This window comes from Mesorhizobium sp. WSM4848 (assembly GCF_055811375.1).
This window is the reverse complement of record NZ_JBVVPX010000011.1, coordinates 62,255-85,313: the sequence shown is the minus strand read 5'-3', so window position 1 is coordinate 85,313 and position 23,059 is coordinate 62,255. Positions and strand designations below refer to the sequence as shown.

24 protein-coding genes, 1 tRNA gene and 2 pseudogenes are annotated in these 23,059 nt (G+C 61.4%); 10 read left to right on the top strand and 17 right to left on the bottom strand.

Annotated features, from left to right (window positions below; all coding sequences use genetic code 11):
* Position 1: 1 nt before the first annotated feature.
* From AC0L16_RS13020 to rsfS, 3 genes are all read right to left on the bottom strand, one after another.
* Positions 2–1,393, bottom strand: coding sequence for a murein hydrolase activator EnvC family protein (locus AC0L16_RS13020; protein ID WP_473621184.1), 1,392 nt, complete (start codon positions 1,391–1,393; stop codon positions 2–4).
* A 147-nt stretch (positions 1,394–1,540) separates the two neighbouring features.
* A complete protein-coding gene (gene rlmH, locus AC0L16_RS13015) occupies positions 1,541–2,023 on the bottom strand; it encodes a 23S rRNA (pseudouridine(1915)-N(3))-methyltransferase RlmH (protein ID WP_473621183.1) in 483 nt (160 codons plus the stop codon).
* A 105-nt stretch (positions 2,024–2,128) separates the two neighbouring features.
* Positions 2,129–2,506 carry a ribosome silencing factor gene (rsfS, locus tag AC0L16_RS13010; protein ID WP_023800052.1) on the bottom strand — a complete coding sequence of 126 codons (378 nt, stop codon included), beginning with the start codon at positions 2,504–2,506 and terminating at the stop codon, positions 2,129–2,131.
* Between the two features lie 239 nt (positions 2,507–2,745).
* Between rsfS and AC0L16_RS13005 the strand changes: the two genes are divergently transcribed.
* On the top strand, positions 2,746–3,600 hold the full coding sequence (locus AC0L16_RS13005) for a mechanosensitive ion channel family protein (RefSeq protein ID WP_473621181.1): 855 nt from the start codon (positions 2,746–2,748) through the stop codon (positions 3,598–3,600).
* Positions 3,601–3,624: 24 nt separating this feature from the next.
* Here AC0L16_RS13005 and AC0L16_RS13000 read toward each other — a convergent pair whose 3' ends face one another.
* The 5 genes from AC0L16_RS13000 to obgE all read right to left on the bottom strand — a co-directional run bounded on the left by AC0L16_RS13000 (position 3,625) and on the right by obgE (position 9,493).
* Positions 3,625–4,911: an MFS transporter gene (locus AC0L16_RS13000; RefSeq protein ID WP_473621179.1), complete on the bottom strand. Its 1,287-nt coding sequence runs from the start codon at positions 4,909–4,911 to the stop codon at positions 3,625–3,627.
* Positions 4,912–5,170: 259 nt separating this feature from the next.
* Positions 5,171–5,758, bottom strand: coding sequence for a nicotinate-nucleotide adenylyltransferase (locus AC0L16_RS12995; RefSeq protein WP_473621290.1), 588 nt, complete (start codon positions 5,756–5,758; stop codon positions 5,171–5,173).
* 250 nt (positions 5,759–6,008) lie between these two features.
* A complete protein-coding gene (locus AC0L16_RS12990) occupies positions 6,009–7,295 on the bottom strand; it encodes a glutamate-5-semialdehyde dehydrogenase (RefSeq protein ID WP_473621177.1) in 1,287 nt (428 codons plus the stop codon).
* Between the two features lie 3 nt (positions 7,296–7,298).
* Positions 7,299–8,462, bottom strand: a complete 1,164-nt coding sequence (gene proB, locus AC0L16_RS12985; RefSeq protein WP_473621176.1) for a glutamate 5-kinase — start codon at positions 8,460–8,462, stop codon at positions 7,299–7,301.
* Positions 8,463–8,464: 2 nt separating this feature from the next.
* Positions 8,465–9,493, bottom strand: coding sequence for a GTPase ObgE (gene obgE, locus AC0L16_RS12980; RefSeq protein ID WP_473621175.1), 1,029 nt, complete (start codon positions 9,491–9,493; stop codon positions 8,465–8,467).
* A 130-nt stretch (positions 9,494–9,623) separates the two neighbouring features.
* Between obgE and AC0L16_RS12975 the strand changes: the two genes are divergently transcribed.
* Entirely contained in the window at positions 9,624–10,493 is an 870-nt protein-coding gene (locus AC0L16_RS12975; protein ID WP_473621173.1) for an endonuclease/exonuclease/phosphatase family protein, read from the top strand.
* A 207-nt stretch (positions 10,494–10,700) separates the two neighbouring features.
* On the opposite strand, the gene AC0L16_RS12970 is transcribed toward AC0L16_RS12975, so the two are convergent.
* The 3 genes from AC0L16_RS12970 to AC0L16_RS12960 all read right to left on the bottom strand — a co-directional run bounded on the left by AC0L16_RS12970 (position 10,701) and on the right by AC0L16_RS12960 (position 12,460).
* On the bottom strand, positions 10,701–11,288 hold the full coding sequence (locus AC0L16_RS12970; RefSeq protein ID WP_473621171.1) for a GNAT family N-acetyltransferase: 588 nt from the start codon (positions 11,286–11,288) through the stop codon (positions 10,701–10,703).
* Between the two features lie 116 nt (positions 11,289–11,404).
* Positions 11,405–11,674, bottom strand: coding sequence for a 50S ribosomal protein L27 (rpmA, locus tag AC0L16_RS12965; protein WP_473621170.1), 270 nt, complete (start codon positions 11,672–11,674; stop codon positions 11,405–11,407).
* Between the two features lie 99 nt (positions 11,675–11,773).
* The gene (locus AC0L16_RS12960) at positions 11,774–12,460 is read right to left on the bottom strand and encodes a 50S ribosomal protein L21 (protein WP_473621169.1); all 687 of its coding nucleotides are present in this window, start codon (positions 12,458–12,460) and stop codon (positions 11,774–11,776) included.
* A gap of 321 nt (positions 12,461–12,781) precedes the next feature.
* Here AC0L16_RS12960 and AC0L16_RS12955 point away from each other — a divergent pair.
* From AC0L16_RS12955 to AC0L16_RS12930, 6 genes are all read left to right on the top strand, one after another.
* A tRNA-Ser gene (locus AC0L16_RS12955) sits at positions 12,782–12,871 on the top strand.
* A gap of 395 nt (positions 12,872–13,266) precedes the next feature.
* On the top strand, positions 13,267–14,334 hold the full coding sequence (locus tag AC0L16_RS12950) for a helix-turn-helix domain-containing protein (protein WP_473621167.1): 1,068 nt from the start codon (positions 13,267–13,269) through the stop codon (positions 14,332–14,334).
* Between the two features lie 30 nt (positions 14,335–14,364).
* Positions 14,365–14,430 carry a hypothetical protein gene (locus tag AC0L16_RS12945; protein WP_473621288.1) on the top strand — a complete coding sequence of 22 codons (66 nt, stop codon included), beginning with the start codon at positions 14,365–14,367 and terminating at the stop codon, positions 14,428–14,430.
* A 456-nt stretch (positions 14,431–14,886) separates the two neighbouring features.
* Positions 14,887–16,005, top strand: a complete 1,119-nt coding sequence (locus AC0L16_RS12940) for an alpha/beta hydrolase (protein ID WP_473621166.1) — start codon at positions 14,887–14,889, stop codon at positions 16,003–16,005.
* Positions 16,006–16,128: 123 nt separating this feature from the next.
* Positions 16,129–16,482, top strand: a complete 354-nt coding sequence (locus AC0L16_RS12935) for a cyclophilin-like fold protein (RefSeq protein WP_473621165.1) — start codon at positions 16,129–16,131, stop codon at positions 16,480–16,482.
* A gap of 134 nt (positions 16,483–16,616) precedes the next feature.
* Positions 16,617–17,510 carry a LysR family transcriptional regulator gene (locus AC0L16_RS12930; RefSeq protein WP_473621164.1) on the top strand — a complete coding sequence of 298 codons (894 nt, stop codon included), beginning with the start codon at positions 16,617–16,619 and terminating at the stop codon, positions 17,508–17,510.
* A 122-nt stretch (positions 17,511–17,632) separates the two neighbouring features.
* Here the strand turns inward: AC0L16_RS12930 and AC0L16_RS12925 are convergent, their stop codons facing one another.
* A complete protein-coding gene (locus AC0L16_RS12925; protein ID WP_473621287.1) occupies positions 17,633–18,613 on the bottom strand; it encodes a Tim44 domain-containing protein in 981 nt (326 codons plus the stop codon).
* Between the two features lie 188 nt (positions 18,614–18,801).
* Here AC0L16_RS12925 and AC0L16_RS12920 point away from each other — a divergent pair, with 188 nt between their 5' ends.
* Together AC0L16_RS12920 and AC0L16_RS12915 are read left to right on the top strand one after the other, a co-directional pair.
* Positions 18,802–19,695 (top strand): alpha/beta fold hydrolase, encoded by an 894-nt coding sequence (locus AC0L16_RS12920; RefSeq protein ID WP_473621163.1) that lies wholly within the window; start codon positions 18,802–18,804, stop codon positions 19,693–19,695.
* Between the two features lie 79 nt (positions 19,696–19,774).
* On the top strand, positions 19,775–20,098 hold the full coding sequence (locus AC0L16_RS12915) for a hypothetical protein (RefSeq protein WP_473621161.1): 324 nt from the start codon (positions 19,775–19,777) through the stop codon (positions 20,096–20,098).
* Positions 20,099–20,186: 88 nt separating this feature from the next.
* Here the strand turns inward: AC0L16_RS12915 and AC0L16_RS12910 are convergent, their stop codons facing one another.
* From AC0L16_RS12910 to rffA, 5 genes and pseudogenes are all read right to left on the bottom strand, one after another.
* Entirely contained in the window at positions 20,187–20,540 is a 354-nt protein-coding gene (locus AC0L16_RS12910) for a type II toxin-antitoxin system PemK/MazF family toxin (RefSeq protein ID WP_473621159.1), read from the bottom strand.
* Positions 20,537–20,779: an antitoxin MazE family protein gene (locus tag AC0L16_RS12905; RefSeq protein ID WP_473621158.1), complete on the bottom strand. Its 243-nt coding sequence runs from the start codon at positions 20,777–20,779 to the stop codon at positions 20,537–20,539. The genes AC0L16_RS12910 and AC0L16_RS12905 overlap by 4 nt, the downstream gene beginning before the upstream one ends.
* 270 nt (positions 20,780–21,049) lie before the next feature.
* On the bottom strand, positions 21,050–21,190 hold the full coding sequence (locus tag AC0L16_RS12900; RefSeq protein WP_473621296.1) for a hypothetical protein: 141 nt from the start codon (positions 21,188–21,190) through the stop codon (positions 21,050–21,052).
* A 22-nt stretch (positions 21,191–21,212) separates the two neighbouring features.
* Positions 21,213–21,281 (bottom strand): annotated as a pseudogene (locus AC0L16_RS12895) (hypothetical protein); the annotation flags it as partial.
* 6 nt (positions 21,282–21,287) lie between these two features.
* Positions 21,288–22,375 (bottom strand): annotated as a pseudogene (gene rffA, locus AC0L16_RS12890) (dTDP-4-amino-4,6-dideoxygalactose transaminase).
* Positions 22,376–23,059 lie beyond the last annotated feature (684 nt).

Here is a 23,059-nt window from a genome sequence, read left to right as displayed (position 1 = left end):
CTCACGTCCTTCCAGACAAACGGTCCGCCCACCATGGGGTCGGATCGACGGGTTTTCCATCCTTGCGGAACTCAACATAGAGTTCCGGCGTGGCATTTCCATTCTTCGATGCCGAGGTGCTCGCCACCCGGGCCTCTCCCATCGCGCCGACCGGCTCTCCTGCGAGCACCGACTGGCCAGACGCGACGCTGATTCTGCTCATCCCCGCGAGAACGACATGATAGCCGTCACCTGCGTTCAGGATCAAGAGTTGACCATAAGAGCGAAAAGGTCCCGCATAAAGTACATTTCCGTCCGCCGGCGCGGTGACGATGGCTCCCGATTGTGTCGCAACCATGTCACCGAGCATCACTGCGCCGTTACCGTCGCTGGCCCCGAACCGCCGCTTGATCTTGCCGGTGACCGGCAACGCGATCTGCCCCTGAAGCGCCGAAAACGGTGCAGCGGCAGTGAGCCGATTGGCTTCCGGCACCGGCAGGGCTGCCAGTTCCGTCTGTTCCGGGGCCTTCTTTGCCGGAGCCGTCTGCGCTGGAGCCTTGTCGGCGCCCGCTTCCTTCTGCTCCGCTTCCTTCTGCTCCGCGGCTTTCTGCTCGGCTGCCTTCGCCGCGGCCGCCGCCTCGCGGGCCTTGTCGGCCTCGAGTGAGGCGATCAGTTCCTTCAGGCTGCCGGCCTTGGCCGCCAGTGCTGCGGATCGCTGCTTTTCCGCCGCCAGTGCCGTTTGCGTCTCGGCCTCGAGCTTCTGCTTGGCTTCGAGCAGCATGCCGAGCCGCTTCTTTTCCGCAGTCTGCTCGGCGACTGCCGCCGTCAGCCGCGCCCGCTCCGCCTCGATCGAGGCCGTCACCCGTGACTGCTCCTTGAGCTCCGCCAGCAATATCTCGGTCTGCTGGCGCAGTTCCGGCACCACGGCGCCGAGCAGGATGGCGCTGCGCACCGACGACAGCGCGTCCTCCGGCTTGACCAGGATGGCCGGCGGCGGATTGAGCCCCATGCGCTGCAGCGCGGCCAGCACCTCGGCCAGAACGTCGCGTCTGGCAGCCAGCGAGGCACGGATTTTCTGCTCGTCGCCCTTCAGCCCTTCCAGCTTGGCACCGATGTCCTCGATGTCCTGACCGAGCTTCTGCTCGGTCATCGCCGACTGGATCAGCGCCGCGGTGATCGAGGCATGGTCCTTCTTGACCGTCGCCATGTCAGCGGCGAGCTTGGCCAGCCGCTCCGACGACAGTGTGATCTCCTGCGATATCCGTTCGTATTCAGCGCGGCTGTGGTCCGGGTCAGGCGCCATGTCGAGCCTGCTCTGCGCCCGCGCGGCACCGAGCGACAGCATAAGCACCGCCGCTGCCAAGCCGCAGCCTGCGCGCCAGAAGCCCGTTCGCGATTTCCAACCTTCAGCCATTGAAGCCCGACTCTATGCGTGGCTTCGTTAACGAACAATCAACCATGTTCGGGAGCCCGCCGACCGAAAAACAGCCTCGTGACGCATTGAGGCGAAAATCCGGGCGGCTCACGCCAATCCACCGGTTTCGGTTGAACCTGCAACGGCTCACGAGCGATGATAGGGATGACCGGACAGGATTGTGGCCGCCCGGTAAAGCTGCTCGCCCAACATGACACGGACCAGTTGGTGCGGCCATGTCGGCGCGCCGAACGACACCATCAGGTCGGCCTGATCGCGCAGCGACTGGTCATGACCGTCGGCGCCGCCGATGGCGATGACCAGCGCCTTGCGGCCGCTATCACGCAACAGGCCGATGCGCCCGGCGAAATCCTCGGAGGAAAAACTTTTGCCGCGTTCGTCGAGCAGCATCAGCGCGGCACCAGGCTGCAACTGCGCCTGCAGTTTCTGGCCCTCTTCGCGGCGACGCTCGTTGGCGGTCTGGGCGCGGCCCTCCGGGATCTCGACGACCCCTGAGAATTCGAGCCCAACGGCCTGCCCGCTCTTGGCGAAGCGCTCGAAATATCGGTCAGCGAGCAACTTCTCGGGGCCGGCTTTCATCCGGCCCACGGCATGAACGGTGATTTTCATCCCTGCCTCGAAGAGCCGCTAATGCATGTCACCAAAGCATGCCCTCGGGCCTGACCCGAGGGTGGTCACCGGCTTTGGGAAACGACATGCATCAACCAATACGGCTCAGTGGAGGGTCTCTTCCTCGAGGTCCGGCGCCTGCCACATCTTTTCAAGATTGTAGAAGTCGCGGACTTCGGGGCGGAAGACATGGACGATGATGTCGCCCGAATCGATCAGGACCCAGTCGGCGCCGGCCAGTCCCTCGACGCGCGCCGTGCCGAGCCCGGCATCCTTGAGCGCCTTGAGGAGATGATCGGCGACAGCCGAGACATGACGGTGGGATCGGCCAGACGCGATGACCATATAGTCACCGAGGCTCGATTTTCCCTGAATGTCGATTGAGACGATGTTTTCGGCCTTGGAGTCTTCCAGACTGGCAAGGACTGTCTTGATGGCGCGGGACACGGCGTCGTTTACGCTGATCCCGGCCGGCGAAGGCACGATGTCGGCCTTCTTCCAAAGTGCTGTTCTCAGTGTATTTCCTTTCGCAGCAAGAACAACCAAATCACCCTTCAAAGCAGGTGACACCCTTAGATAGGCAGAGTTGCGTTGCAGTTTCAAGACGGCAGCCCTACCGTAGCCAACGAAGAACCGTTCTTCCGGTTCCGCAGTTGAAGAAAAATCGGAACTCTTGCCGCCCGGCGAGGGTTATCGGCGCATTGACCAATCGGATCCCCCTCATGCCTGTCGACCCTCAGAACGCTCTCCTTACCGTGCAGTCCGGCCTTGCGCAGATCAGCGCGCTGATCGTCTCGTACTCGTTCTCGGCCATCGGCGCCGTCATCCTGCTGGTCCTCGGCTATATCGTCGCCGGCCTTGCCCAGCGCTCGATCTATGCCGGCCTCGGCCATATCCATGGCTTCGACACGACGCTGCGCCACTTCTTCTCGAGGATCGTCCGCTACGCCATACTGATCCTCGTCGTCGTCATGGTGCTCGGCCAGTTCGGCGTCCAGACGACCTCGATCATTGCCGCCATTGGCGCCATCGGCCTGGCCATCGGCCTGGCGCTGCAGGGCACGCTGCAGAACATTGCCGCCGGCATCATGCTGCTGGCGCTGCGGCCATTCCGCATCGGCGAATATGTCGAGGTCGGCGCCATTTCCGGAACTGTCGAGGAAATCGGGCTGTTCGCCACCACGCTGAGAACGGTCGAAGGCGTTTACGTGCTCGCCCCCAATTCGACGCTGTGGAACCAGCCAGTCCGCAATTTTACACGCAATGGCACCCGCCGCGCCGATATCACCCTGACCATCGGCTCGTGGAACGACATCGATTTCGCTCAAAAGACCATGCTGGGCGTCGCCGCCGCCGACCGACGCGTCAGGCGGGAGCCGGCGCCGATTGCCTTTGTGGCGACCGTCGGCGACAGCAACGTCGCCATCACCTTGCGCTACTGGACCTCGGCTGCGGATTTCTTCGCCACCCAGATCGATCTCACCAAACGCGCCAAGCAGGCCTTCGACAGCGAAGGCATTTCCATACCCGCGCCACCACCGGAAGCACCGCGGCAGGAAACCGTCACCAGACAGTGAGATGATCAATTCCCGGTGCAGGGTCTAGCTGTCCGCGCGGCGCTGCTCTTCGGATGGGAAAGCGAGGTCGACCGGCAGCGGTGCCTGCGCGCTCATCGGCGCGAAACTGCCGGTCTCGGCGGCGGGAACAGGCGACATCGCCACCACACGCCACAGCACGAACAGGCAAAAAACGGCGGCAATGACGATGGCCACATGGATGAAGGCCTGCGTTCCATAGGCGGCGGAAAGCCCGGTCACGATGCCGGGCACGATGAAGCCGGACAGCGACCACGCGAACAGCAGTGAACTGGACAGCGCCACCATGTCGTCCTTGCCGGCGCGGTCGGCGGCATGTGCGCTGGCCAGCGAATAGATCGATTCCGATGCGCCGGCCCAGACCACATAGATGACGACCAGCGCCGCCAGCGCACCACCATCGAAGCCCAGCGCAAACAGGCCCGCCACCATGGCAAGCGCCGAAGCGGCGACCAGCACAAAGCGCCGGTCGGTGCGGTCGGAAATCCAGCCGAGCGGGATCTGCAGGATCAATGTGCCGATCGGCATCGCCGACAGCAGCAGTGCCACATCGGCCTGGCTGTAGCCCTTGGCCGTGGCATGGATCGGCGCAAAGCCTGAAATCGTCATCGACAGGCCGCCGACGGCAAGCATGCCGGCGACGCCGACCGGCGAAATCCGCCAGGCCCGGCCAAGCGCCACCGACGCCGCCTGCGGCGGCGGCGGCTGGGCGAGCCGCGTCAACCCGACGGGGAGGATCGACAGCGCGGTGAAGGCGATGCCAACCAGCGGCGCGTCCGCAGCCCTTATGTCGATCAGCGCCAGTGTCGAGTAGCCGACACCGAGCCCGGCGACATAGGCGACGTAGAAGAAGGCCATGACCCTGCCGCGTATCGCGTTGGCGATGACGTCGTTCAGCCAGCTTTGCGCAACGATGAACAGGCCGCATATGGCAAAGCCGTAGAGCGCGCGTGCCGCGATCCACGACAGCGGCTGCGGTCCAGCCCCGACGGCGGCGTTGGACAGCACGATCAACGCCGACAGCACCATGAATGCGCGCGCATGGCCGACGCGCCGCACCAGCGGACCGGTCAGGATGCAGCCTGCCAGGCCGCCGGCCGAAAGGCCCGTGACGATCAGCCCGGCCCAGGTCGGATCGAAGCCCTCGGCGCCGAGCCGGACCGGGATATAGGCGAACATCAGTCCATTGCCGACCGCAACCAGCGCCATCGACAAGACGATGCTGGCGATGGCGATCGCCGGGGCCGGCGGGCCGCCCTGCGCCGGGTCGCGTCTGGTCTGGAGAATCGTCATGCCCGGGCAGGATCGCCTACTCGGCGGCGAATGGCCGCCGCAAAAGCGACATCAGCAATCTTCCCTTCTCCCCTTGTGGGAGAAGGTGGCCGAGCGAAGCTCGGTCGGATGAGGGGTGCTGGAAGGATCGCTATCCTGAAGAACTAAACACTTGAAACCGCTCGATCTTTTACGCTGCGTTTCTCCCAGCACCCCTCATCCGGCTCGGCGCTGCGCGCCGATCCACCTTCTCCCACAAGGGGAGAAGGAGAGGAGGTTCCTATCCCTTTGCCATGTTGCGGATCGCGGTCGACGACAGCGACGAGCGCGGGCCGTGAATGAAGGTCCAGGCCGGCGCCTTCATGCGGGCGAGCCGCGGCGCGTCGCCCTCGTCGACACGCGCGTAGTCAAAAGTCTTGGCGACAACCGACGACAGGAACGACAGCGTCGCGCCAGGGCGATCGATCACCGCGATCGGAAACGTCATCACGATCTGGCGCCAGCGCTGCCAGCGGTGGAAATCGCGCAAGGAATCGGCGCCCATGATCCAGACGAAGTCGACGCCCGGGTTGCGCGCCTTGACCAGGGCCAGCGTGTCGGCGGTGAAGCGGACATGATGGCTCGCCTCGAAGGCGGTGACCTTGACCTTCGGGTTCCGGGCAATCTGCTCGGACAGGCGCAGCCGCTCGGCCAGCGGCGCCAGTTCCCGCGCGCTCTTGAGCGGATTGCCCGGCGTCACCATCCACCACAGCTGATCGAGCGCCAGGCGCCTGAGCGCGATCTCGGCGACCAGTGCATGGCCGGCATGGGCAGGGTTGAACGAGCCGCCGAACAACCCGACGGCCAAGCCCTTTTCGGCATGCGGCATTTTTAGATAATGGGAGGGAACGAGCTGTTCGGACTGCGAAAGCATGTGTCAGGCACCCCCCTCTGTCCTGCCGGACATCTCCTCCGACAGGGGGGAGATCGGATGTCGCATAGGCTTTCGCCAACCTTGGGCGTGGCAGTAAGGGCGCCAGGGATAAAGCCGCCAATCTCCCCCCTTGCGGGGAAGATGCCCGGCAGGGCAGAGGGGGGTGGCTGGGCGCACGCCTCTCAGGCTCTAACCGCGAATAGCTTCAAGGCCTCACCTGTCCCGTCCCGCGCACGCGGTACTTGAACGAGGTCAGTTGCTCGACACCGACCGGGCCGCGTGCATGCATCTTGCCGGTGGCGATGCCGATCTCGGCGCCCATCCCGAATTCGCCGCCATCGGCAAATTGCGTCGAGGCATTGTGCAGAAGGATCGCCGAATCGATCTCGTTGAAGAACCGTTCGACCGCGTTCGTATCCTCGGCGACGATCGCCTCGGTGTGATGCGAGGAAAAAGTCTCAATATGCTCGATGGCGCCGGCGACGCCATCGACCAGTTTTACCGCGATGATGGCATCGAGATATTCGCTCACCCAGTCGGCGTCGGTCGCCGGTTTGGCGTCGGCAAATACTTTCAGCACCTCGGCGTCGGCGTGGATTTCGCACCCTGCGGCGCGCAACGCCCCGAGGATCGGCACCAGATGGGTGGCGGCAACAGCGCGGTCGACCAGCAGCGTCTCGGCCGCGCCGCAGACGCCGGTGCGCCGCATCTTGGCGTTGACCGCGATCCTGACCGCCATGTCGAGATCAGCCGAGCGGTCGATGTAGAGATGGCAGATGCCTTCGAGATGCGCAAAGACCGGCACCCGTGCCTCGTTCTGGACGCGTTCGACCAGGTTCTTGCCGCCGCGCGGAATGATCACGTCGATGTTGCCGGAAAGTCCCTTCAGCATCTCGCCGACGGCGGCGCGGTCGGCGGTCGGCACCAGCTGGATGGCATCCTGCGGCAGCTTGGCCGCCTTCAGCCCTTCGACCAGGCAGGCATGGATCGCCGCCGAGGAGTTGAGCGAATCCGAGCCGCCGCGCAGGATCACCGGATTGCCGGCCTTGAGACACAGCGCGCCGGCATCGGCGGTCACGTTCGGCCGGCTCTCGTAGATGACGCCGACAACGCCGAGCGGCGTGCGAACGCGCTCGATATGCAGGCCGTTCGGCCGGTCCCATGCGGCAATGACATCACCGACCGGATCGCGCAGCCCGGCGATTTCACTGATGCCGTCGGCCATGGCACGGATGCGCGCCGGATCAAGCTTCAGCCGGTCCATGAAAGAAGCCGAAAGCCCGGACTGCTCGCCATTTTTGATGTCGATGGCGTTGGCGTCGAGAATATCCTGCTCGTGGTGAAGGATCGCCTGCGCCATACAGATCAACGCGGCGTGCTTGCGCTCGGCTGTGGCGACGGCCAGCGGTCGGGCGGCGGCCCTGGCGCGGCGGCCGATGTCGGCCATCAGTGCCATCGTATCGTCCCGGGATTTTTCATGCAGCTTCAGCATGGCTCATCCTCCGCTATGGACCTGGTCACCGGCCCGTACTTGGTCAGTTGAATGGCTCACCACAAGGTCGTCGCGGTGGATCATCGCCGATCGTGCTTCATAGCCAAGCACCGTTTCGATCTCGGCTGTCTTCAAGCCAGCGATTCTTACGGCATCGGCGGCATCGTAGGCAACCAGTCCGCGCGCGATCTCGCGGCCCTCGGGCGACAGGATGGCGACTGTGTCACCGCGCGAAAAATTTCCGCTGACCAGCTTGACGCCGGCCGGCAGCAGCGACTTGCCCGACAGCAGCGCGCCGATGGCGCCGGCATCGACGGTCAGCCGGCCGGCCGGTTCGAGCTGCCCGGCGATCCATGTCTTGTAGCCCTTGACCGGATTTGCGCTCGGCCGGAAGAACGTCGCCCGCTCGCCACGCTCGATCGCCAGCAGCGGCGACAGCCGCGTGCCTGATGTGATGATCATGGCGGTGCCGGCGGCGGTGGCGATCTTGCCGGCGTCGAGCTTGGTGCGCATGCCGCCGCGTGAAAACTCCGAAGCAGCTGCACCCGCCATCGCCTCGATGTCAGGAGTGATGCGGTCGACGATCGGAATGAACCGGGCCTGCGGGTCGCGCGCCGGCGGCGCCGTGTAGAGCCCGTCAATGTCGGAGAGCAGCACCAAAAGGTCCGCGCCCATCATCGTCGCCACCCGCGCGGCCAGCCGGTCATTGTCGCCATAGCGGATTTCGGAGGTCGCCACCGTGTCGTTCTCGTTGATGACCGGCACCGCCTTCATCTTGAGCAACGTCGAGATCGTCGCGCGCGCATTGAGATAGCGGCGGCGCTCTTCGGTGTCGCCGAGCGTCAGCAGGATCTGGCCCGATTTCAGGCCGCCCTTGCCGAGCGCATCCGACCAGGCGCCGGCCAGCGCAATCTGCCCGACGGCCGCCGCCGCCTGGCTTTCCTCGAGCTTCAGCGCCCGCTTGCCGAGGCCCAAAATGGTGCGGCCAAGCGCGATGGCGCCGGACGACACGACGAGGATCTCGACGCCATTCTCGGCCAGCACTGAAATGTCGTCGGCAAGCGAGACCAGCCAGTCGCGCTTCAGGCCCGCCGTGCGGTCGACAAGCAGCGCCGAGCCGATCTTGACGGTGATGCGCCGGTATTTTTTCAGCGACTGCGCGGCCATCGCTATCTCCAGCGCGTCTCGGCCGGAGCGGCGACAGCTTCGCGCGCCTCGGCGACGACCGTCATCAGCGCGCGCAGAACTGCCTCGACGCCTTCGCCGGTGACGGCCGACAAAAGCATCGGCGCGCAGCCGGCGGCGCGCTTCAACGAAGCGACCTTCTGCTTGCGTGCATCGGCATCGAGCGTGTCGACCTGGGAAAGAGCCACGATCTCGACCTTCTCGATCAGTCCATGGCCATAGGCGTCGAGTTCGGCGCGCACGGTCTTGTAGGCTTTCCCCGGGTTTTCTTCCTGCGCCGAGACGAGGTGCAGGAGGACCCGCGTGCGTTCGACATGTCCGAGGAAACGGTCGCCGATGCCGACGCCTTCATGCGCGCCTTCGATCAGGCCCGGAACGTCGGCGATGACGAACTCGCGCCCGTCGATACGGGCGACACCGAGGCCCGGATGCAGCGTGGTGAAGGGATAGTCGGCGATCTTCGGCTTGGCTGCGGTGACGGCGGCGAGAAAAGTCGACTTGCCGGCATTGGGCAGGCCGACCAGGCCGGCATCGGCGATCAGTTTGAGCCGGAGCCAGATGTTGAGCTCTTCGCCCGGCTGGCCGGGATTGGCGCGGCGCGGCGCCTGGTTGGTCGAGGTCTTGAAATGCTGGTTGCCAAAGCCGCCATTGCCGCCCTTGGCCAGCAGGAAGCGTTGGCCGACGACGGTCAGGTCGCAGATCAGCGTCTCGTTGTCCTCGGCAAAGACCTGCGTTCCCGCCGGCACTTTCAACGTCACGTCGGCGCCCTTGGCGCCGGTCATGTTGCGGCCCATGCCGTGCGTGCCGGTCTTGGCCTTGAAATGCTGCTGGTAGCGATAATCGATCAGCGTGTTCAGCCCATCGACCGCCTCCACCCAGACGTCGCCGCCGCGGCCGCCGTCGCCGCCGTCGGGACCGCCGAACTCGATGAACTTCTCGCGCCGGAACGACACCGCTCCGGCGCCACCGTCGCCGGAGCGGACATAGACCTTGGCTTGATCGAGAAATTTCATCGTATTGCTGAGTTTCTGCTAGTGGCCTTGCGGCATTGCTCTAACGTTCGGCACTGCTCTAAACCAAGGCGGGGCGAAGGGCGAGGCTGTTTATCAACATGGCCCGAGTCTGAACGTCGCCGGAGTCGCAATGCAGCTCGTAACCTACAACATCCACTACGGCGTCGGCCTCGACGGCCGTTACGATGTCGGCCGCATCGCCGATGCCGTGCGCGGCGCCGACGTGATCGCCCTGCAGGAGGTCTCGCGCAACAACCCCAACAATGGCGGCCGCGACATGGTGGCCGAGCTTGGCGAGGCGCTGCCCGAATATTTCGCCGTCTACGGCAGCAATTTCGAGGCCAATGTCGGCTCGCGCCTGGAAAACGGCCGCGCCATCACCACCACCTTCCAGCTCGGCAACATGGTGCTGTCGAAAACGCCTATTCATCTGTCGCGCAATCTCCTCTTGCCGCGCAGCCGCAGTTTCGAAGTGATGAATTTCCAGCGCGGCGCGCTGGAGGCGCTGATCGAGACGCCGCTTGGCTTCATCCGCTTCTATTCCACCCATCTCGACCATCGCAGCCCGGTCGAGCGCGCCAGCCAGATCCGGTTTCTGCGCCGGCGCCTGTTGAACTATGCGATCGAGGGCGGCGCGCTGTCGGGCGTCGCCGAGGTCGACCTGCCGGACCTGCCTTGTCCCGAAGCCTTCGTCGTCATGGGCGACTTCAACATGCTGGCCGGATCGCCGGAGTATGTCGAACTTGCCGGCCGCCTGGATCACGAGTTCGGCATGCCGGTGACCGCCGATCTTGCCGTCGATGCCGCCGTGCGCCTTGCCGCCGCAGGCGCCGATCTCGTCACTTGGGTCGACCCCAAGCGGCCTGACGACGCCAGCCGCCACAAGCGCATCGACTATGTCTTCACCAGTGCCTCGCTGGCCAAATCGCTGAAGCGCCTGTGGGTCGACCGGCAAGCAGTCGGTTCGGACCACCTGCCGGTCTGGGTCGAGATGGTTTGACCCGATCGCGCAATCGCCGGGCAAGTGCCCCCTCACCCGGATTACCGACCGAATTGCGAAGGGCAATTCGGGGCAATCCGACCTCTCCCCGAGGGGAGAGGAGGTCGCCAGCGTTGCCGCCAGCCTCTTCTCCCCAGCGGGGAGAAGGTGGCCCGAAGGGCCGGATGAGGGGGACCCCCGTATGCGAGTGCCCTGCAGGGCAGCTCGTCAAAAATGCACCCAGTTCCGCAGGCTCGTCCAGGTCCTGCGGTCGAGGCGGTAGCGCTCGACCGGCACCTGGCCGGCAACGATCGAGTTCAGCATGCCCTGGCCGGCATATTGGAAGCCGCATTTGTGGATGACCCGGCGCGAGGCCGGATTGATCACCCGCGTCGAGGCATGCAGCACCTGGATCGACGTCTTCTGGAAGGCGAGGTCGACCAGCGCATGCGCGGCCTCCGTCGCATAGCCGCGCTTCCAGTAGGGCTCGCCGATCCAGTAGCCGAGCTCCAGACCGCGATCGGTGGTGTTGAGGCCGGCGCAGCCGACGAAGGTTTCGGTGCCGGCCAACGTCAACGCATAGGCAATGCCGGACCGACGCGATGCCGTCATCGCCAAGAAGGCGCGCGCCTCAGCCTCGCCATAGGGGTGCGGCATGCGGGCCAGCATTTCGGCGACATGGCGATTGTCGGCGAGCACCACCAGTTGCTCGATATCGCTTTCGCGCGGCGCCCGCAGCACCAGCCGCTCGGTCACCAGGACCGGGCAATCTATCGCGTAACTCTCACCGTCTGTGTCATCCGCTTCGGCAACCATGTCAGTCCTCCAGGCAAGAAAAAGGGGAGATGGAAACCCATCTCCCCTGATCCATTTCCTGGCTTGGCCAGACACCGGTTCCCGAGATGGGTGCCGGTGTTCTCGTGCGGAACCGGCTACTCCGCGGCCTTGGTCATCGGGTTCACCGATACGTAGGTTCGGCCATTGGCTTTTTTGTTGAAGGTGACTGCGCCAGCTTCGAGCGCAAACAGCGTGTGATCCGTGCCAATGCCGACATTGGTGCCGGGATGCCAGGTCGTGCCACGCTGACGAACAATGATGTTGCCCGGAATCACGGCTTCGCCGCCGAACTTCTTCACGCCGAGCCGCTTGGAATGGGAGTCGCGACCATTGCGCGACGAACCGCCAGCTTTCTTGTGTGCCATCTCACTAACTCCGATGCGCCGCTAGGCGCTTAAAAGGTCTTATGAACGCGTTCGCGTTCCGTTTCAAGTCTGAACCGGCGACGATCGCGCCGGCCCGCTTTACTTCTTCGCCAATTCCTTGGCCTGCTCGCGCCAGTCCGTGATCTGGTCGGTGCTGAACGGCATATGCTCGTCGATCTTGGCGATGTCCTTGTCCGACAGCTTGGCGATCTGGGCGAAGGTCGTGATGCCCTGCTCGTTCAACTGGCCGGCCGCAACCGGGCCGATGCCCTTGATCACGGTCAGATCGTCCGGCTCGCCCTTCGGCGCCTTGAACAGCGGCGCGGCGGTTTCGGTTGCCTTGGCTTCCTTCTTCGGCGCAGCCTCTGGCTTCGCTTCGGCCTTCGGCGCGGCTTCAGCCTTCGCCTCGGCCTTTGCAGCAACTTCGGCCTTCGCTTCGGCCTTGGCCGCGGCCTTCTTCGTCGGCTTGGCGCCACCCAGCAGGATCTCGGCGATCCGCACGGTGGTCAAAAGCTGGCGATGGCCGATCTTGCGGCGCGAATTCTGCCGGCGGCGCTTCTTGAAAGCGATGACGGTGCGGTTCTTGCCCTGTTCGACGACTTCGGCGGTGACCAAGGCGCCGTCGACGAACGGCGCGCCGAACGTCACATTCTCGCCCTCGCCATGCGCGAGCACATGGCCGATCTCGACGATGTCGCCGACCTGGCCTTCGACTTTTTCGATCTTCAGGAGATCGTTGGCGGCGACGCGATACTGCTTGCCGCCCGTTTTGATGACTGCGAACATTTTTTGCCTTTCGCTGTTCGGTCGGCCTTGACGAACCGCTTCAGGCGGTTCGGCCGTCTTTTTGTCAGTCTGCGGGTTCAAAAAGCAAGCGGCGCGGAAGAGCCCTCCACGCCGATTGCGCGCTGTCCCTAGCCGAAGGGGCGGCGCGAGTCAAGGCAAGGGCCGAAAGCAAGACGGTGCCGTTGGCACAGGCAGCAGAGCTATCGAAAAACGACCCATACGGCCGTCAGAGAAGCCTGATATCAGGCAGATTGGCCCTTGTAACCTGTCCGTCCAGCCGTTATCTAGTGCGCCGCGCCGGGAACGGCGGACCATGACCGCGGAGAGGTGGCAGAGTGGTCGAATGCACCGCACTCGAAATGCGGCATGGGTGCAAGCCCATCGGGGGTTCGAATCCCTCCCTCTCCGCCAGTTTGCTGCCGATTGCCCTCTATAGTGCGATATAGCTGCCGATCACCGTCGGCGGCAGCATCGGTCGATCATGCCCTGATCGGTAACCCACAAAGCTACCGAGAGGAATCGCAACCTGATGAGTCAAACCAACGCAGACGTCACCAAATCCGATTCAGCTATCAATCCACATGTCCTAAGTCGCTAATGAGCGGGTCGCGGAAGGAGTGGACCTCGAACTCACTGCAGAAACGTCAACAGCCAAGTCATTATTCAGACCTGGTCGTCCGGGCACCGGCAGAGAGACACGCCCAGACAAACTCCGCAGATTCCGCCAAGAAGTTGCAAGCGAAAACGCCCTTGAAAATCAGGAAATGGTATGCGTATATATGCGCATAGTTTTTCAAGGGGGTCAAATGACGATCAATCGACTGAAACATTTCCGGGTCCTGAATGCCGAGACCCAGACCCAAGCCGCCGAGGCGGCGGGCGTGACGCAACCGACGTATCAGCGGTGGGAAACCGGCAAGGCCGAGACCCCGAAAAGCCACCTTGCCAAGCTGGCAAAGCACTTCAAGACCACCGAATTGGAATTGCTTGGTCGGCACCCGCCGAAAAAGGCAGCGTTCTATGACGACGAAGCTCCGCTGGACCTGCAATATTACGGTGAGTGTGCGGTGCATTTCTGCGGCGGCGGCGAACCGTTGGTGCTTTCGATTTCGGAAGCGGCGCACGAGCAAGCCTATCGTGAGTTGCAGTGCGACAAGCGGTTCATCGTTATCAAGGACTTGGGCAACCGTACCGTGGCGATCCGGCACAAGGCGATTTCCGAGTTTTATTTTTCCAGTGAAGCATATGACACCTACGGGCCGGATCATGATGACTACAAACTGTCAACGCCAATCCAGATGCCTGACACCCGCGACTGGGCCATCGTCGAGGCCATTCGAGATGAAGAGGTTGCCGGAGGCGACTACACGTCGGATTTTGCAAAAGACGATGTTGAGCGCGTCCAACGCCAGATCATGATTACCGACGAGCAGTTCGATGAACTGGTCGCCAAGCGCGCGATCAAACCCGAGGACCTCGCGATTGAGAAGGCCGCGAGAGCGGCAGAAACCGATGAGATTGTGGCTCTAGCTCACACGGTCACGGTCCAGTTCTCGACCGGCAAGCGGCGGGAATTCGCCTATGTCGATTGCAACCTTTTCGAATGCATCGAGCCTCTGATTGATATCCATTACCCCTACAGCGGAAACGAGGACGACGAACCGAACATGATCCGGTTGCCGTATGAAGGCTATCATCGCACTGCGTTCTTCAACCCGGACGTGCTGGATTATATTTCGTTCCCGACCCACAAAATCGAAGAGGATGAAGTCGAGAGCTATGACGACGGGCTGATAGACGACGATGAAGCCAATAGTGACGATGCTATAGTGATCAAGCTGCCGAAGAACAAAAAGAGGGAGAAGGCGAAATGAGCGCATCGGTTCAAAACTGACGCGGCTGCAATGAACGTTCACTCCTTCTTGCCGACGAGAAGGTGGTTTGCAGATTACGCGGCTTTCGTTGCTTGATCGGCACGACGGCGGAGCCTGATCAGCTCGTGTACGCCCAACCCAAAACCACATTTCGGCTTTATTTGGGTTGGGCGTCGGGCGACATCCCCCATCAACCCAAAAACAGCCCGTTTCCTGCCTTATAGCTCCGCCAGACCTTTGTGCACTCAGCTCAAGGGCCAAATGCCGTCGTCGAACTCGGTGACGCCGAGCCTTTGTCCGGAGAGCACGGTGGCGATCTTCTTCCTGTGCATGCAGATGCGGCCGGAGGCGGGACGAATCTGTCACCTTCGGGGCGAGCCTGCGCTTTCTGCGATTGATGAATCTGAATCATGACGGCATGCGGATTTTGCTGCCTAGTCGATCGCCGGCGTCGTCGTTATTCTATTTACACATTCGCACTGCCGCGCATGCCGAGGAATGAGCATGGCCAGGCAGCCCTGCGACAGTTCAAGACGATCAAAGGAGACAGGCGTGAACAAGCAGATCGGAATCGAGAACACGGCGGAACCGCAGTCCAGTGTCCACTTTGGCCGGCGTGATCTGCTGAAGCTGACCGGCGCCGGCGTTGCCGCGCTCGGTGCGGCGTCGCTGTTCAACATCCCCTTCGCAAAGGCTCAAGACATGTCAAACGGCGCCAACAACTTCTACACCAGCGATAAGGTGACGCTCGCAAAGATTGCCTTCAAGAGCCAATACGAGATGAACGTCGCGGGCAATCTGTTCATTCCCAAAGACCTCGACCGCAATGCGCGCCATCCGGCGCTCGTCGTCGGGCATCCGATGGGTGCGGTGAAGGAGCAGAGCGCAAATCTTTATGCCACCAAGATGGCCGAACAGGGCTTCGTCGCCATGTCCATCGACCTGCCGTTCTGGGGCGAAAGCAAGGGCGAGGCCCGCCAGATCGTTTCGCCGGATGTCTACGCCGAAGCGTTCAGCGCCGCGGTCGATTTCCTGGGCACGCGACCTTTCGTTGACAGAAACCGCATCGGCGCGATCGGCGTCTGCGGCAGCGGCAGTTTTGTCATCAGCGCGGCCAAGATCGACCCGCGGATGCGCGCCGTCGCGACCGTCAGCATGTACGACATGGGGGCCGCCAACCGCGACGCGCTTAATCATTCGCTGAGCGTCGAGCAGCGCAAGCAGATCATTGCTGCAGCCGCCGCGCGGCGCTGGGCAGAGTTTGAAGGCGGCGCGGTCGAATATACCAGCGGCACGGTGCATGAGCTGACCGCCGACACTCATCCAATCCAGCGAGAGTTCTATGACTTCTACCGCACACCGCGGGGTGAATTCACGCCCGCCAGTGCAAACCCGCAGATCACCACGCATCCGACGCTGACCAGCAATGTCAAGTTTATGAATTTTTACCCGTTCAACGACATCGAGACGATCTCGCCGCGCCCGATGCTGTTCATCGCCGGCGATCAGGCTCACTCCCGCGAGTTCAGCGAGGATGCCTACAAGCGAGCGGCCGAGCCGAAGGAGCTTGTGTGGGTTTCCGGCGCCGGGCACGTCGACCTCTACGATCGCGTCGACCTGATCCCGTTCGACAAGCTGACCAGCTTCTTCAATCAGCACCTCTCCGCGTGAGCGGCGAGATGGAGCCTGTACCGGACGGAACAGGCTCCATCAGCATAGATCGGGAGATACGACGGCATGCTGAAACTATTGCTGAGCGCCGCTGTTATCGCACTCGGAACGGTTGGATCTGCGATGGCTCAAGAACGAATTCGCATTTCTTCGGATTGGGGCGAGGTCACAGCCGATCTCGCCGATAACGAGGCCGCAAAATCTCTGGCGCAGATGCTGCCGCTCACGATCGAGATGTCCGATCATCTGCGCCAGGAAAAGACCGGCAATCTGCCTTCCGCCTTGCCCGAGCTGGCGCGGCAGCGCGACTTCTCCGTCGGCACGCTTGGGTTGTGGAGCTCCGATCATTTCGTGATCTACTATCGGAGCGGTCGCGTCCCGGCGCCCGGCATCATTGTGCTCGGGCAGGTCACTGGCGATGTCTCGATCTTTGACCGTCCCGGTCCCGTCACCATCCGCGTTGAACGCGCAGACTGAAACCTGCGCAATCCGCTCGTAGATCGTCGCCGGAGGGCGAGCGGCGGATTGAATAGCTGCCGCTCAATGAGTCTCTGTGTTCGCCTTCGATTTAGCCGGTATAATCGAGCTCTGGCTATTAAAAGGATTCATGAGTGCCGCGGCAGAATGTCAACGACCTGCTCGCGTTCCTGGCTGTTGCTCGGGAGCGCAGCTTTACGCGCGCCGCAGCCCGGTTCGGCATATCGCAATCGGCGCTAAGTCACACTATCCGTCAACTCGAAGCGCGCCTTGGCGTTCGCCTGCTCACACGCACGACGCGCGCGGTGGCTCCCACAGAGGCGGGAGAGAGGCTCTTGCAGCGGATTGGGCCGCACTTTGACCAGATCGAAATCGAGGTCGATGCCCTGAACGAGCTGAGGGAAAAGCCCGCCGGAACCATCCGGCTGTCGGCGCCCGACTATGCAATCAGCAGCATCCTTTGGCCCAAGCTGAACCGCTTTCTGCCGAAATATCCCGACATCAAGGTCGAACTCCTGCTCGATAACGGCCTCACCGACATCGTGACGGAGCGCTTTGACGCCGGGATCCGCATGGGCGAGCAGCTTGCGAAAGACATGATCTCCGCTCGCATCGGACCGGATTTCCGCTTCGCGGTCGTCGGCGAAAAATCCTACTTTGCCGAGCATCCCGCGCCGGAGAAGCCGCAGGACCTCGTGCAGCACAATTGCATCAACTACCGTTTTCCAACGTCCGGGGCGCTTTATGTGTGGGAGTTCGAGGAGGACGGCCGCGAGATCAAAATTCGCGTCGATGGGCAGCTCGTCTTCAACAACATCTTTCATGTCCTGGACGCGGCGCTGGCCGGCCGCGGCCTCGGCTATGTTCCGGAAGAAATGGCCCTTCCTCACATTGCCAAAGGTCGGCTGGCGCGGGTCCTGGAAGGCTGGTCGCCCTATTGGGATGGCTACCATCTCTATTATCCGAGCCGCCGGCAATCCTCGCCTGCCTTCGTCGCCCTGGTCGAGGCGCTGCGCCATCGCGACTAACTATCGATGCCGTGGGCTTCGACGTTCATGCCACGGAAAGCCACGCAACGAAGGGCGACGACGTCAGTCCATACATCATGGCTCGCCAGAGGACGTGAACCGGCGAGGCTGCAGCCTATCGGTCAGGGCTGCTGTATTGCCGCCAGCTTCCAGTCGCCACCGTTCTGGCGCGTGAAGGTCCACAGTTCGGTTGTTTCCGTCGGCCGATCGGCTTCGCCGGCGACGATCTTGCCGGTGGCGCGATCACGCATCACGTCAAGAGACTCGTAGCGCAAGGCAGCCGTCGCGTAGTCGCGATCGTCTTCCCGCCAATTCTCCGCAATATCGGCCTCCAGCAGGCTAACGTTCGACACCTCGTTCCTGATGCCGTTTTTGGCATTGTCGGCAAGTTCTTCGGACAGGTACGACACCATCTCGGGGGTCGCCAGCCGGCGCAAGCCAGCATGGTCTTCGCGCCCGAACGCTTCCTGAACTTCGGTCAACCGCTGCTGGAATGTATCGAGATCGGCCGGCGTCATTGTAATTTGATCGTTAGCTGGAGCCGTCCGGCCAAAGCCAGACCCGATGCCTGGAATGGGGAAAGTCGAGAAATTGTCCGCCTCGCGCTGGGCTGCCGCGTTTCGCCCAAAATTGCCCATGCTCCGCGGAACACCGGCCATGGCAGGCGCCTGGTTGCGTGCCGATTGCGACCGGAAAAAGCGGATGATCAGCATGATCGCGCCGCCGATCAGCAGTCCTTGCAGCAGCAGGCCCAACATGCCAGCCAAGCCGCCGAACCCCTGGCCCAGGAGAAGCCCGATCAGACCGCCGAGCAGCAGGCCACGCATCATCGAACCGCCGAGGCTGCTGAAGATCCCTGTTCGTTGGGCTGCCGGTGTCTGGCGGGCCGCATTGTTCGTCGTGGTGTTGGGCGTCATCGAGCGCTCGACCGGCGCGGCCGGCTGTGGCGCCGTCCTGGTCGGCGGGACCGACTGGAAAGTACGCGTGCCGCGGCTGCCGAAGCTGCCGCCACGCCGCGCCTCGGCATAATCGGCCGTGACCATGGAAAAAGCCAGGAACAGTCCTGCAAACAAAACGGCAAACCGGCTCGAACGCGGAATCATCATGGCAAATCCTCAAGCGACACTCTGGCGCTATATGGGGTGCGCCGATCGAAATATCAGTGGCCGCAGCTTCCGTATCAGCAATTGAGGAGAATTCCAGGGCCGCCACAAATTCAGGCAAAGCAGCCGACCGTGATCCTTCTGCCACCCTGTGCGTTGTCGCCTCAGGCGCACCGAGGAGAAAAACGGTGTTTGCAGGTTTCAGGGCCACCAGCTTGCAACTGGACGACACGACCATTTTCGCAAGGGTCGGCGGAACCGGTCCGCCGCTGCTGCTTCTTCATGGTTTTCCCGAAACACATCTGATGTGGAGCGATATTGCCGCGGCCTTGGCGCCCCGCCTCACAGTCGTCGCCGCCGATCTTCGAGGCTACGGGCAAAGCGGCTGCCCGGTCTCCTCTGCCGATCATAGCCCATACGCCAAACGCGCTATGGCCGGAGACATGGTTCAAGTCATGCAGCAGTTGGGGTTTGGGCAGTTCATGGTTGCCGGACACGACCGCGGCGGGCGGGTCGCCTATCGCCTGGCGCTCGATCACCCCGATGAAATATCCAGGGTCGCGGTCCTCGACGTCATCCCCACCGCCGCCGCGTGGGACAGGGCGGACGCCAGACTGGCTCTTGGCTTCTGGCCGTGGAGCCTTCTTGCGCAACCGGAACCGCTGCCGGAGCGGCTGATCGGCGCGGCGCCCGATGCCATCGTCGACAATGCGATTGAGCAGTGGGGATCGCCGGCAAAAATGTTCTCTGCAAGGATCAGGGAGGCCTACGTCGAGGCGCTTCGTGATCCCGTTCATATTCATGCGATTTGCGAAGAGTATCGGGCCGCTGCCACGATCGATCGTGAACATGACGCGCTGGACCAGGCAAACGGTCGTCGCATCAAGTGTGCGCTCCTGGCACTGTGGAGTAGCCAAGGCGGCCTGGAGACCTGGTATGCGGAGGAAGGCGGCCCACTGGCTATTTGGAGGAAATGGGCCGACAGAGTTGAAGGAGGTCCCGTTCCGGGCGGGCACTTCTTTCCGGAAGAGCACCCTCACCAGACCGCAGCGGCTCTCTCGAAATTCTTCGAGGATGAATAGGGGAATGACGCCCAGGGCAGAGTGTTGTAGAGGTTCCCATGCCTCATTCGCCCGTCCGGCGTCAAATCTGCTTGATAAAATGAAAGCCATCTCCCCAGCCACGTCCCTGATATGCAGCATCGTGTTTGTCGGAGGTTGCGCATCGCCCTTCCATGCATCCTTTGATGCCGCGCAATACGACAGGATGAGTTGCGTCGAACTCAACGTGGCCATGGGCGAAGTCGCCAAGGAGCTGTCGGCGACAGCGATCACCCGGGGCAAAGTCGCGAAAACCAACATTCCGAACTGGCTATGGGGCGCCCGGCGTGTCGCCACTACCATGACTGCCCGCCAGAGCGCGAAAATTGAGCAATTGCAGCAGCAGGAGGCCGCGATCGCAGCGGCGAGACGAAGCAAGTGCTGATTTGCGGCGCGGCGTCAGAACCTGCAGCCGAAGACCGAAAAATGATCAATTTCGCAGAGACTCGACGGCTCCGTGAATTCGGTCATCCTCACCGCCCCGGCTTGAGTCTCGGCGACACGGCCAAACCGAGGAAAACGATAAGGGCCTGATTGAGGCGCAGGATGTCTCCGTCGTCTAACCGCCCGATATTTGCGCCGATCTTGGACTTTGGGACCGTGGTGATCTTGTCCACCATCAGTCGGCAGACGGCGAGCAGCCCGTTGCGCTCGTTCGGCGCGACGGCCAGACGGAACAATGGCGCGTCCGTCTCGTCGGTCGTGCAGCCGCAGATGGTGATCGAATCCGTCGCATCAAAACTGTCATCCTGGATGATGACGACAGGACGCGGTTTGCCGGCGTAATCCTTGCCGCCGGCGACCGTCCAGACATCGCCACGCTTCATTCATCACCCCAATCCGATATCGCGTCCCAATCTGAAATCGCGTCGATGAACGCCTGATCCTCGCTTGCATGGGCGCTTGCCGCGACCGCCAGTGACTGGCGATGCGCTTCCGAACGGAAGGCCGGCGCACGCACGTCCGGCACCCAGATCTGTATCGGGCGCAGACCTTGCCGGCGCAGACGTTCACGATGCTCCCGCACCTTCATGCCTGACGACCTAGGCTTCGATGCCGAGGCCATGACAATTCTCCCCGCTAATTGTTACATGTAACCTAGTGCAGAGGGCGAGCTTTGACCAGTCCTCATCGGAAAGCCGCACCGGGGGCTACGACAACGGCCGTGACTCCGTACTATTGCGTGCCAAACTATCCTATTGGCTTCAGCCGTTCGATGAAGCTCCCTTTACGGTTATGCCGTTCGCGGATCGCCTGCAGCCGGCGGGCGAAGTCGCCAGTCGTCCCCCGCTCCTCGGCAATCGCCTTGAGGTCGAGCAGAAGACCGGCGGCCGTATCATAGCCGGAAGGATTGCGGCGGTCCGATTTCGGTCTCGACCTCGCGCCACACGGTTTCGCCGCGCCGCATGATCGCATCGAGCCGGGCGCGGCGGGCGCTTGCCTCTTCCGCCAATCCCGCTTCGTAACTGAACCTCATCGAGCAAAACAAATTCATCAGCTAACGCAATTGCATCGAAATACCCCCTCCAGGGGATGTAGTTCGATTGTGTAACTACGATTTTTTTCATAAGTCCTTAGAGTGAACTTAGATATGATGTCGCGTTCTTTAAAACCCAATCCTGCTCGTCATCGGTCAAATTAAAAAATAAGGGCAATCGAACTAGTCCATTCGAAAGCTCATCGCAGTTACTGAAGGAGGACTCGACGGAGGGATACTGACTGCCGAAAGGAGAGCGATGGAGTGAGACATAGTGGAACGGCGTGATAATATTTCGCTCTCTCATATGCCGAATGAAGCTAGGCCGGTCCTTGGGATCTTTAAAAACAATCGCGAATAAATGATGGTTTGCGCGGCAATCAGTTGGAGTCTGTAGGATTCGGAACTTGCACTCTTTTTCTAACGGTTTAAGCTCTTGTAGATATCGATTCCAGATCGTTTCACGGCGTTCGTGAATCATTGCAAGATTTGTAAGCTGAGGATACAGGTAAGCTGCATTCAGGTCCGAAACTAGATAGCTCGATCCGACATCCACCCAAGAATATTTATCTACCAGTCCCTGAAAAAACCGGGATCTGTCCGTTCCTTTTTCTCGGATAATCTCTGCACGTTCTAAAAGGCGGGGGTTTCCCAGAATGAGAGCTCCACCCTCGCCACAGCCACGTTTTTGGTCTCGTGAAAGCTCAGGCAACCAAGCGATCCGATCGCGCCCAGCGGATTTGATTTATAGGTGGCACCTATGGCTTGTGCCGCATCTTCGAGAAGTTCGATTCCCGCAGAATTGCATATCTGCAGCAAGGCGTTCATATCTGTAGAGGCACCGCCGTAATGAACCGCAACCACGGCTTTCGTTTTCTTCGTACTGGAAGACTTAACTGCGGAGATACTTAGATTTCCGTTTTCATCATTGTCCACGAACCTTATCGTTGCGCCTCTGAGCACGAATGCATTGGCGGTAGAAACGAAGGTGTAGCTAGGGCAGATGATTTCATCACCAGGTGTGATGTCGAGAAGCAGCGCCATCATCTCCAAAGCGTGCGTAGCGGATGAAACCACCAGAACGGGCTTTCCGTACATTTCGCGGAGGACGGACTCGCAGTCCTTAGTAAAAGGACCGTTGCCACCCAGCTGTGAGCTACGAACTGCTTTTTCGAGATACTCCATATGACCTGATAATTGGACAGGCTTGGAGAAGGGTACGTAAGGTTGATTTCCCATCGATTCCTAAGTCTTACTAAAGGCGCGAGTTTGATGATTTCACAGACAATTGCAACGTAAGCATTAACGCGACTGGCTAATGGAGTTTCGAGTGCCTTGAGATGGATCTAGCTGACTCGAAACAAGATGGCTCTCGGAGTGAGAAAATTATAATATTCGTTTTTCTTTTAGAGATGTGGGAGAGTCATGGAGAAGCAGCACGAGTCTACTGTAATTTCTTATTCTGACAAAAAGAGTCTCGAGGCACGTTCGGAGCTTTTAACCTCCTCAAGACGTATAAGGCGACTGATGCTGAAACGGAAAGATCTCTTGGATTGTTTCTAAGAGGTTCGTTACTTGCTCGTATTTTTGCGATCCGTGAGCTCTACGAGATGATTGTGGAAATGCCTGGAATGGCCTTAGATATCGGAACTTGGCGCGGAAAAACAGCTGTCGTTTGTGAGAACATGCGGCCATTTTCGAGCCACTTCATCTCATCAATCGCCGAATTGCATGTTTTGATACCTTTGAAGGCTACAAGGGATTTTCCGAACGCGACAAAGAGACCGAGCTCCACCGGGATGGGACCTACTCAGTCGGTCAAGGCTACGGGAAATATTTAGGACATCTGTCGTTTTCTCACCATCAGGC

Excerpts from the sequence above, each read along its gene's own strand:
- AC0L16_RS12970 (WP_473621171.1), bottom strand. The coding sequence starts at position 11,288 with ATGGTTGCCGAAGCGGATGACACAGACGGTGAGAGTTACGCGATAGAT.
- AC0L16_RS12990 (WP_473621177.1), bottom strand. The coding sequence starts at position 7,295 with ATGCTGAAGCTGCATGAAAAATCCCGGGACGATACGATGGCACTGATG.
- AC0L16_RS13020 (WP_473621184.1), bottom strand. The coding sequence starts at position 1,393 with ATGGCTGAAGGTTGGAAATCGCGAACGGGCTTCTGGCGCGCAGGCTGC.
- AC0L16_RS12995 (WP_473621290.1), bottom strand. The coding sequence starts at position 5,758 with ATGCCGCATGCCGAAAAGGGCTTGGCCGTCGGGTTGTTCGGCGGCTCG.
- AC0L16_RS12975 (WP_473621173.1), top strand. The coding sequence starts at position 9,624 with ATGCAGCTCGTAACCTACAACATCCACTACGGCGTCGGCCTCGACGGC.
- rlmH (WP_473621183.1), bottom strand. The coding sequence starts at position 2,023 with ATGAAAATCACCGTTCATGCCGTGGGCCGGATGAAAGCCGGCCCCGAG.
- AC0L16_RS13000 (WP_473621179.1), bottom strand. The coding sequence starts at position 4,911 with ATGACGATTCTCCAGACCAGACGCGACCCGGCGCAGGGCGGCCCGCCG.
- AC0L16_RS12910 (WP_473621159.1), bottom strand. The coding sequence starts at position 20,540 with ATGAAGCGTGGCGATGTCTGGACGGTCGCCGGCGGCAAGGATTACGCC.
- AC0L16_RS12900 (WP_473621296.1), bottom strand. The coding sequence starts at position 21,190 with ATGAGGTTCAGTTACGAAGCGGGATTGGCGGAAGAGGCAAGCGCCCGC.
- AC0L16_RS12905 (WP_473621158.1), bottom strand. The coding sequence starts at position 20,779 with ATGGCCTCGGCATCGAAGCCTAGGTCGTCAGGCATGAAGGTGCGGGAG.
- AC0L16_RS12915 (WP_473621161.1), top strand. The coding sequence starts at position 19,775 with ATGAAAGCCATCTCCCCAGCCACGTCCCTGATATGCAGCATCGTGTTT.
- AC0L16_RS12950 (WP_473621167.1), top strand. The coding sequence starts at position 13,267 with ATGACGATCAATCGACTGAAACATTTCCGGGTCCTGAATGCCGAGACC.
- AC0L16_RS13005 (WP_473621181.1), top strand. The coding sequence starts at position 2,746 with ATGCCTGTCGACCCTCAGAACGCTCTCCTTACCGTGCAGTCCGGCCTT.
- rpmA (WP_473621170.1), bottom strand. The coding sequence starts at position 11,674 with ATGGCACACAAGAAAGCTGGCGGTTCGTCGCGCAATGGTCGCGACTCC.
- AC0L16_RS12925 (WP_473621287.1), bottom strand. The coding sequence starts at position 18,613 with ATGATTCCGCGTTCGAGCCGGTTTGCCGTTTTGTTTGCAGGACTGTTC.
- AC0L16_RS12960 (WP_473621169.1), bottom strand. The coding sequence starts at position 12,460 with ATGTTCGCAGTCATCAAAACGGGCGGCAAGCAGTATCGCGTCGCCGCC.
- AC0L16_RS12935 (WP_473621165.1), top strand. The coding sequence starts at position 16,129 with ATGGCTCAAGAACGAATTCGCATTTCTTCGGATTGGGGCGAGGTCACA.
- proB (WP_473621176.1), bottom strand. The coding sequence starts at position 8,462 with ATGGCCGCGCAGTCGCTGAAAAAATACCGGCGCATCACCGTCAAGATC.
- obgE (WP_473621175.1), bottom strand. The coding sequence starts at position 9,493 with ATGAAATTTCTCGATCAAGCCAAGGTCTATGTCCGCTCCGGCGACGGT.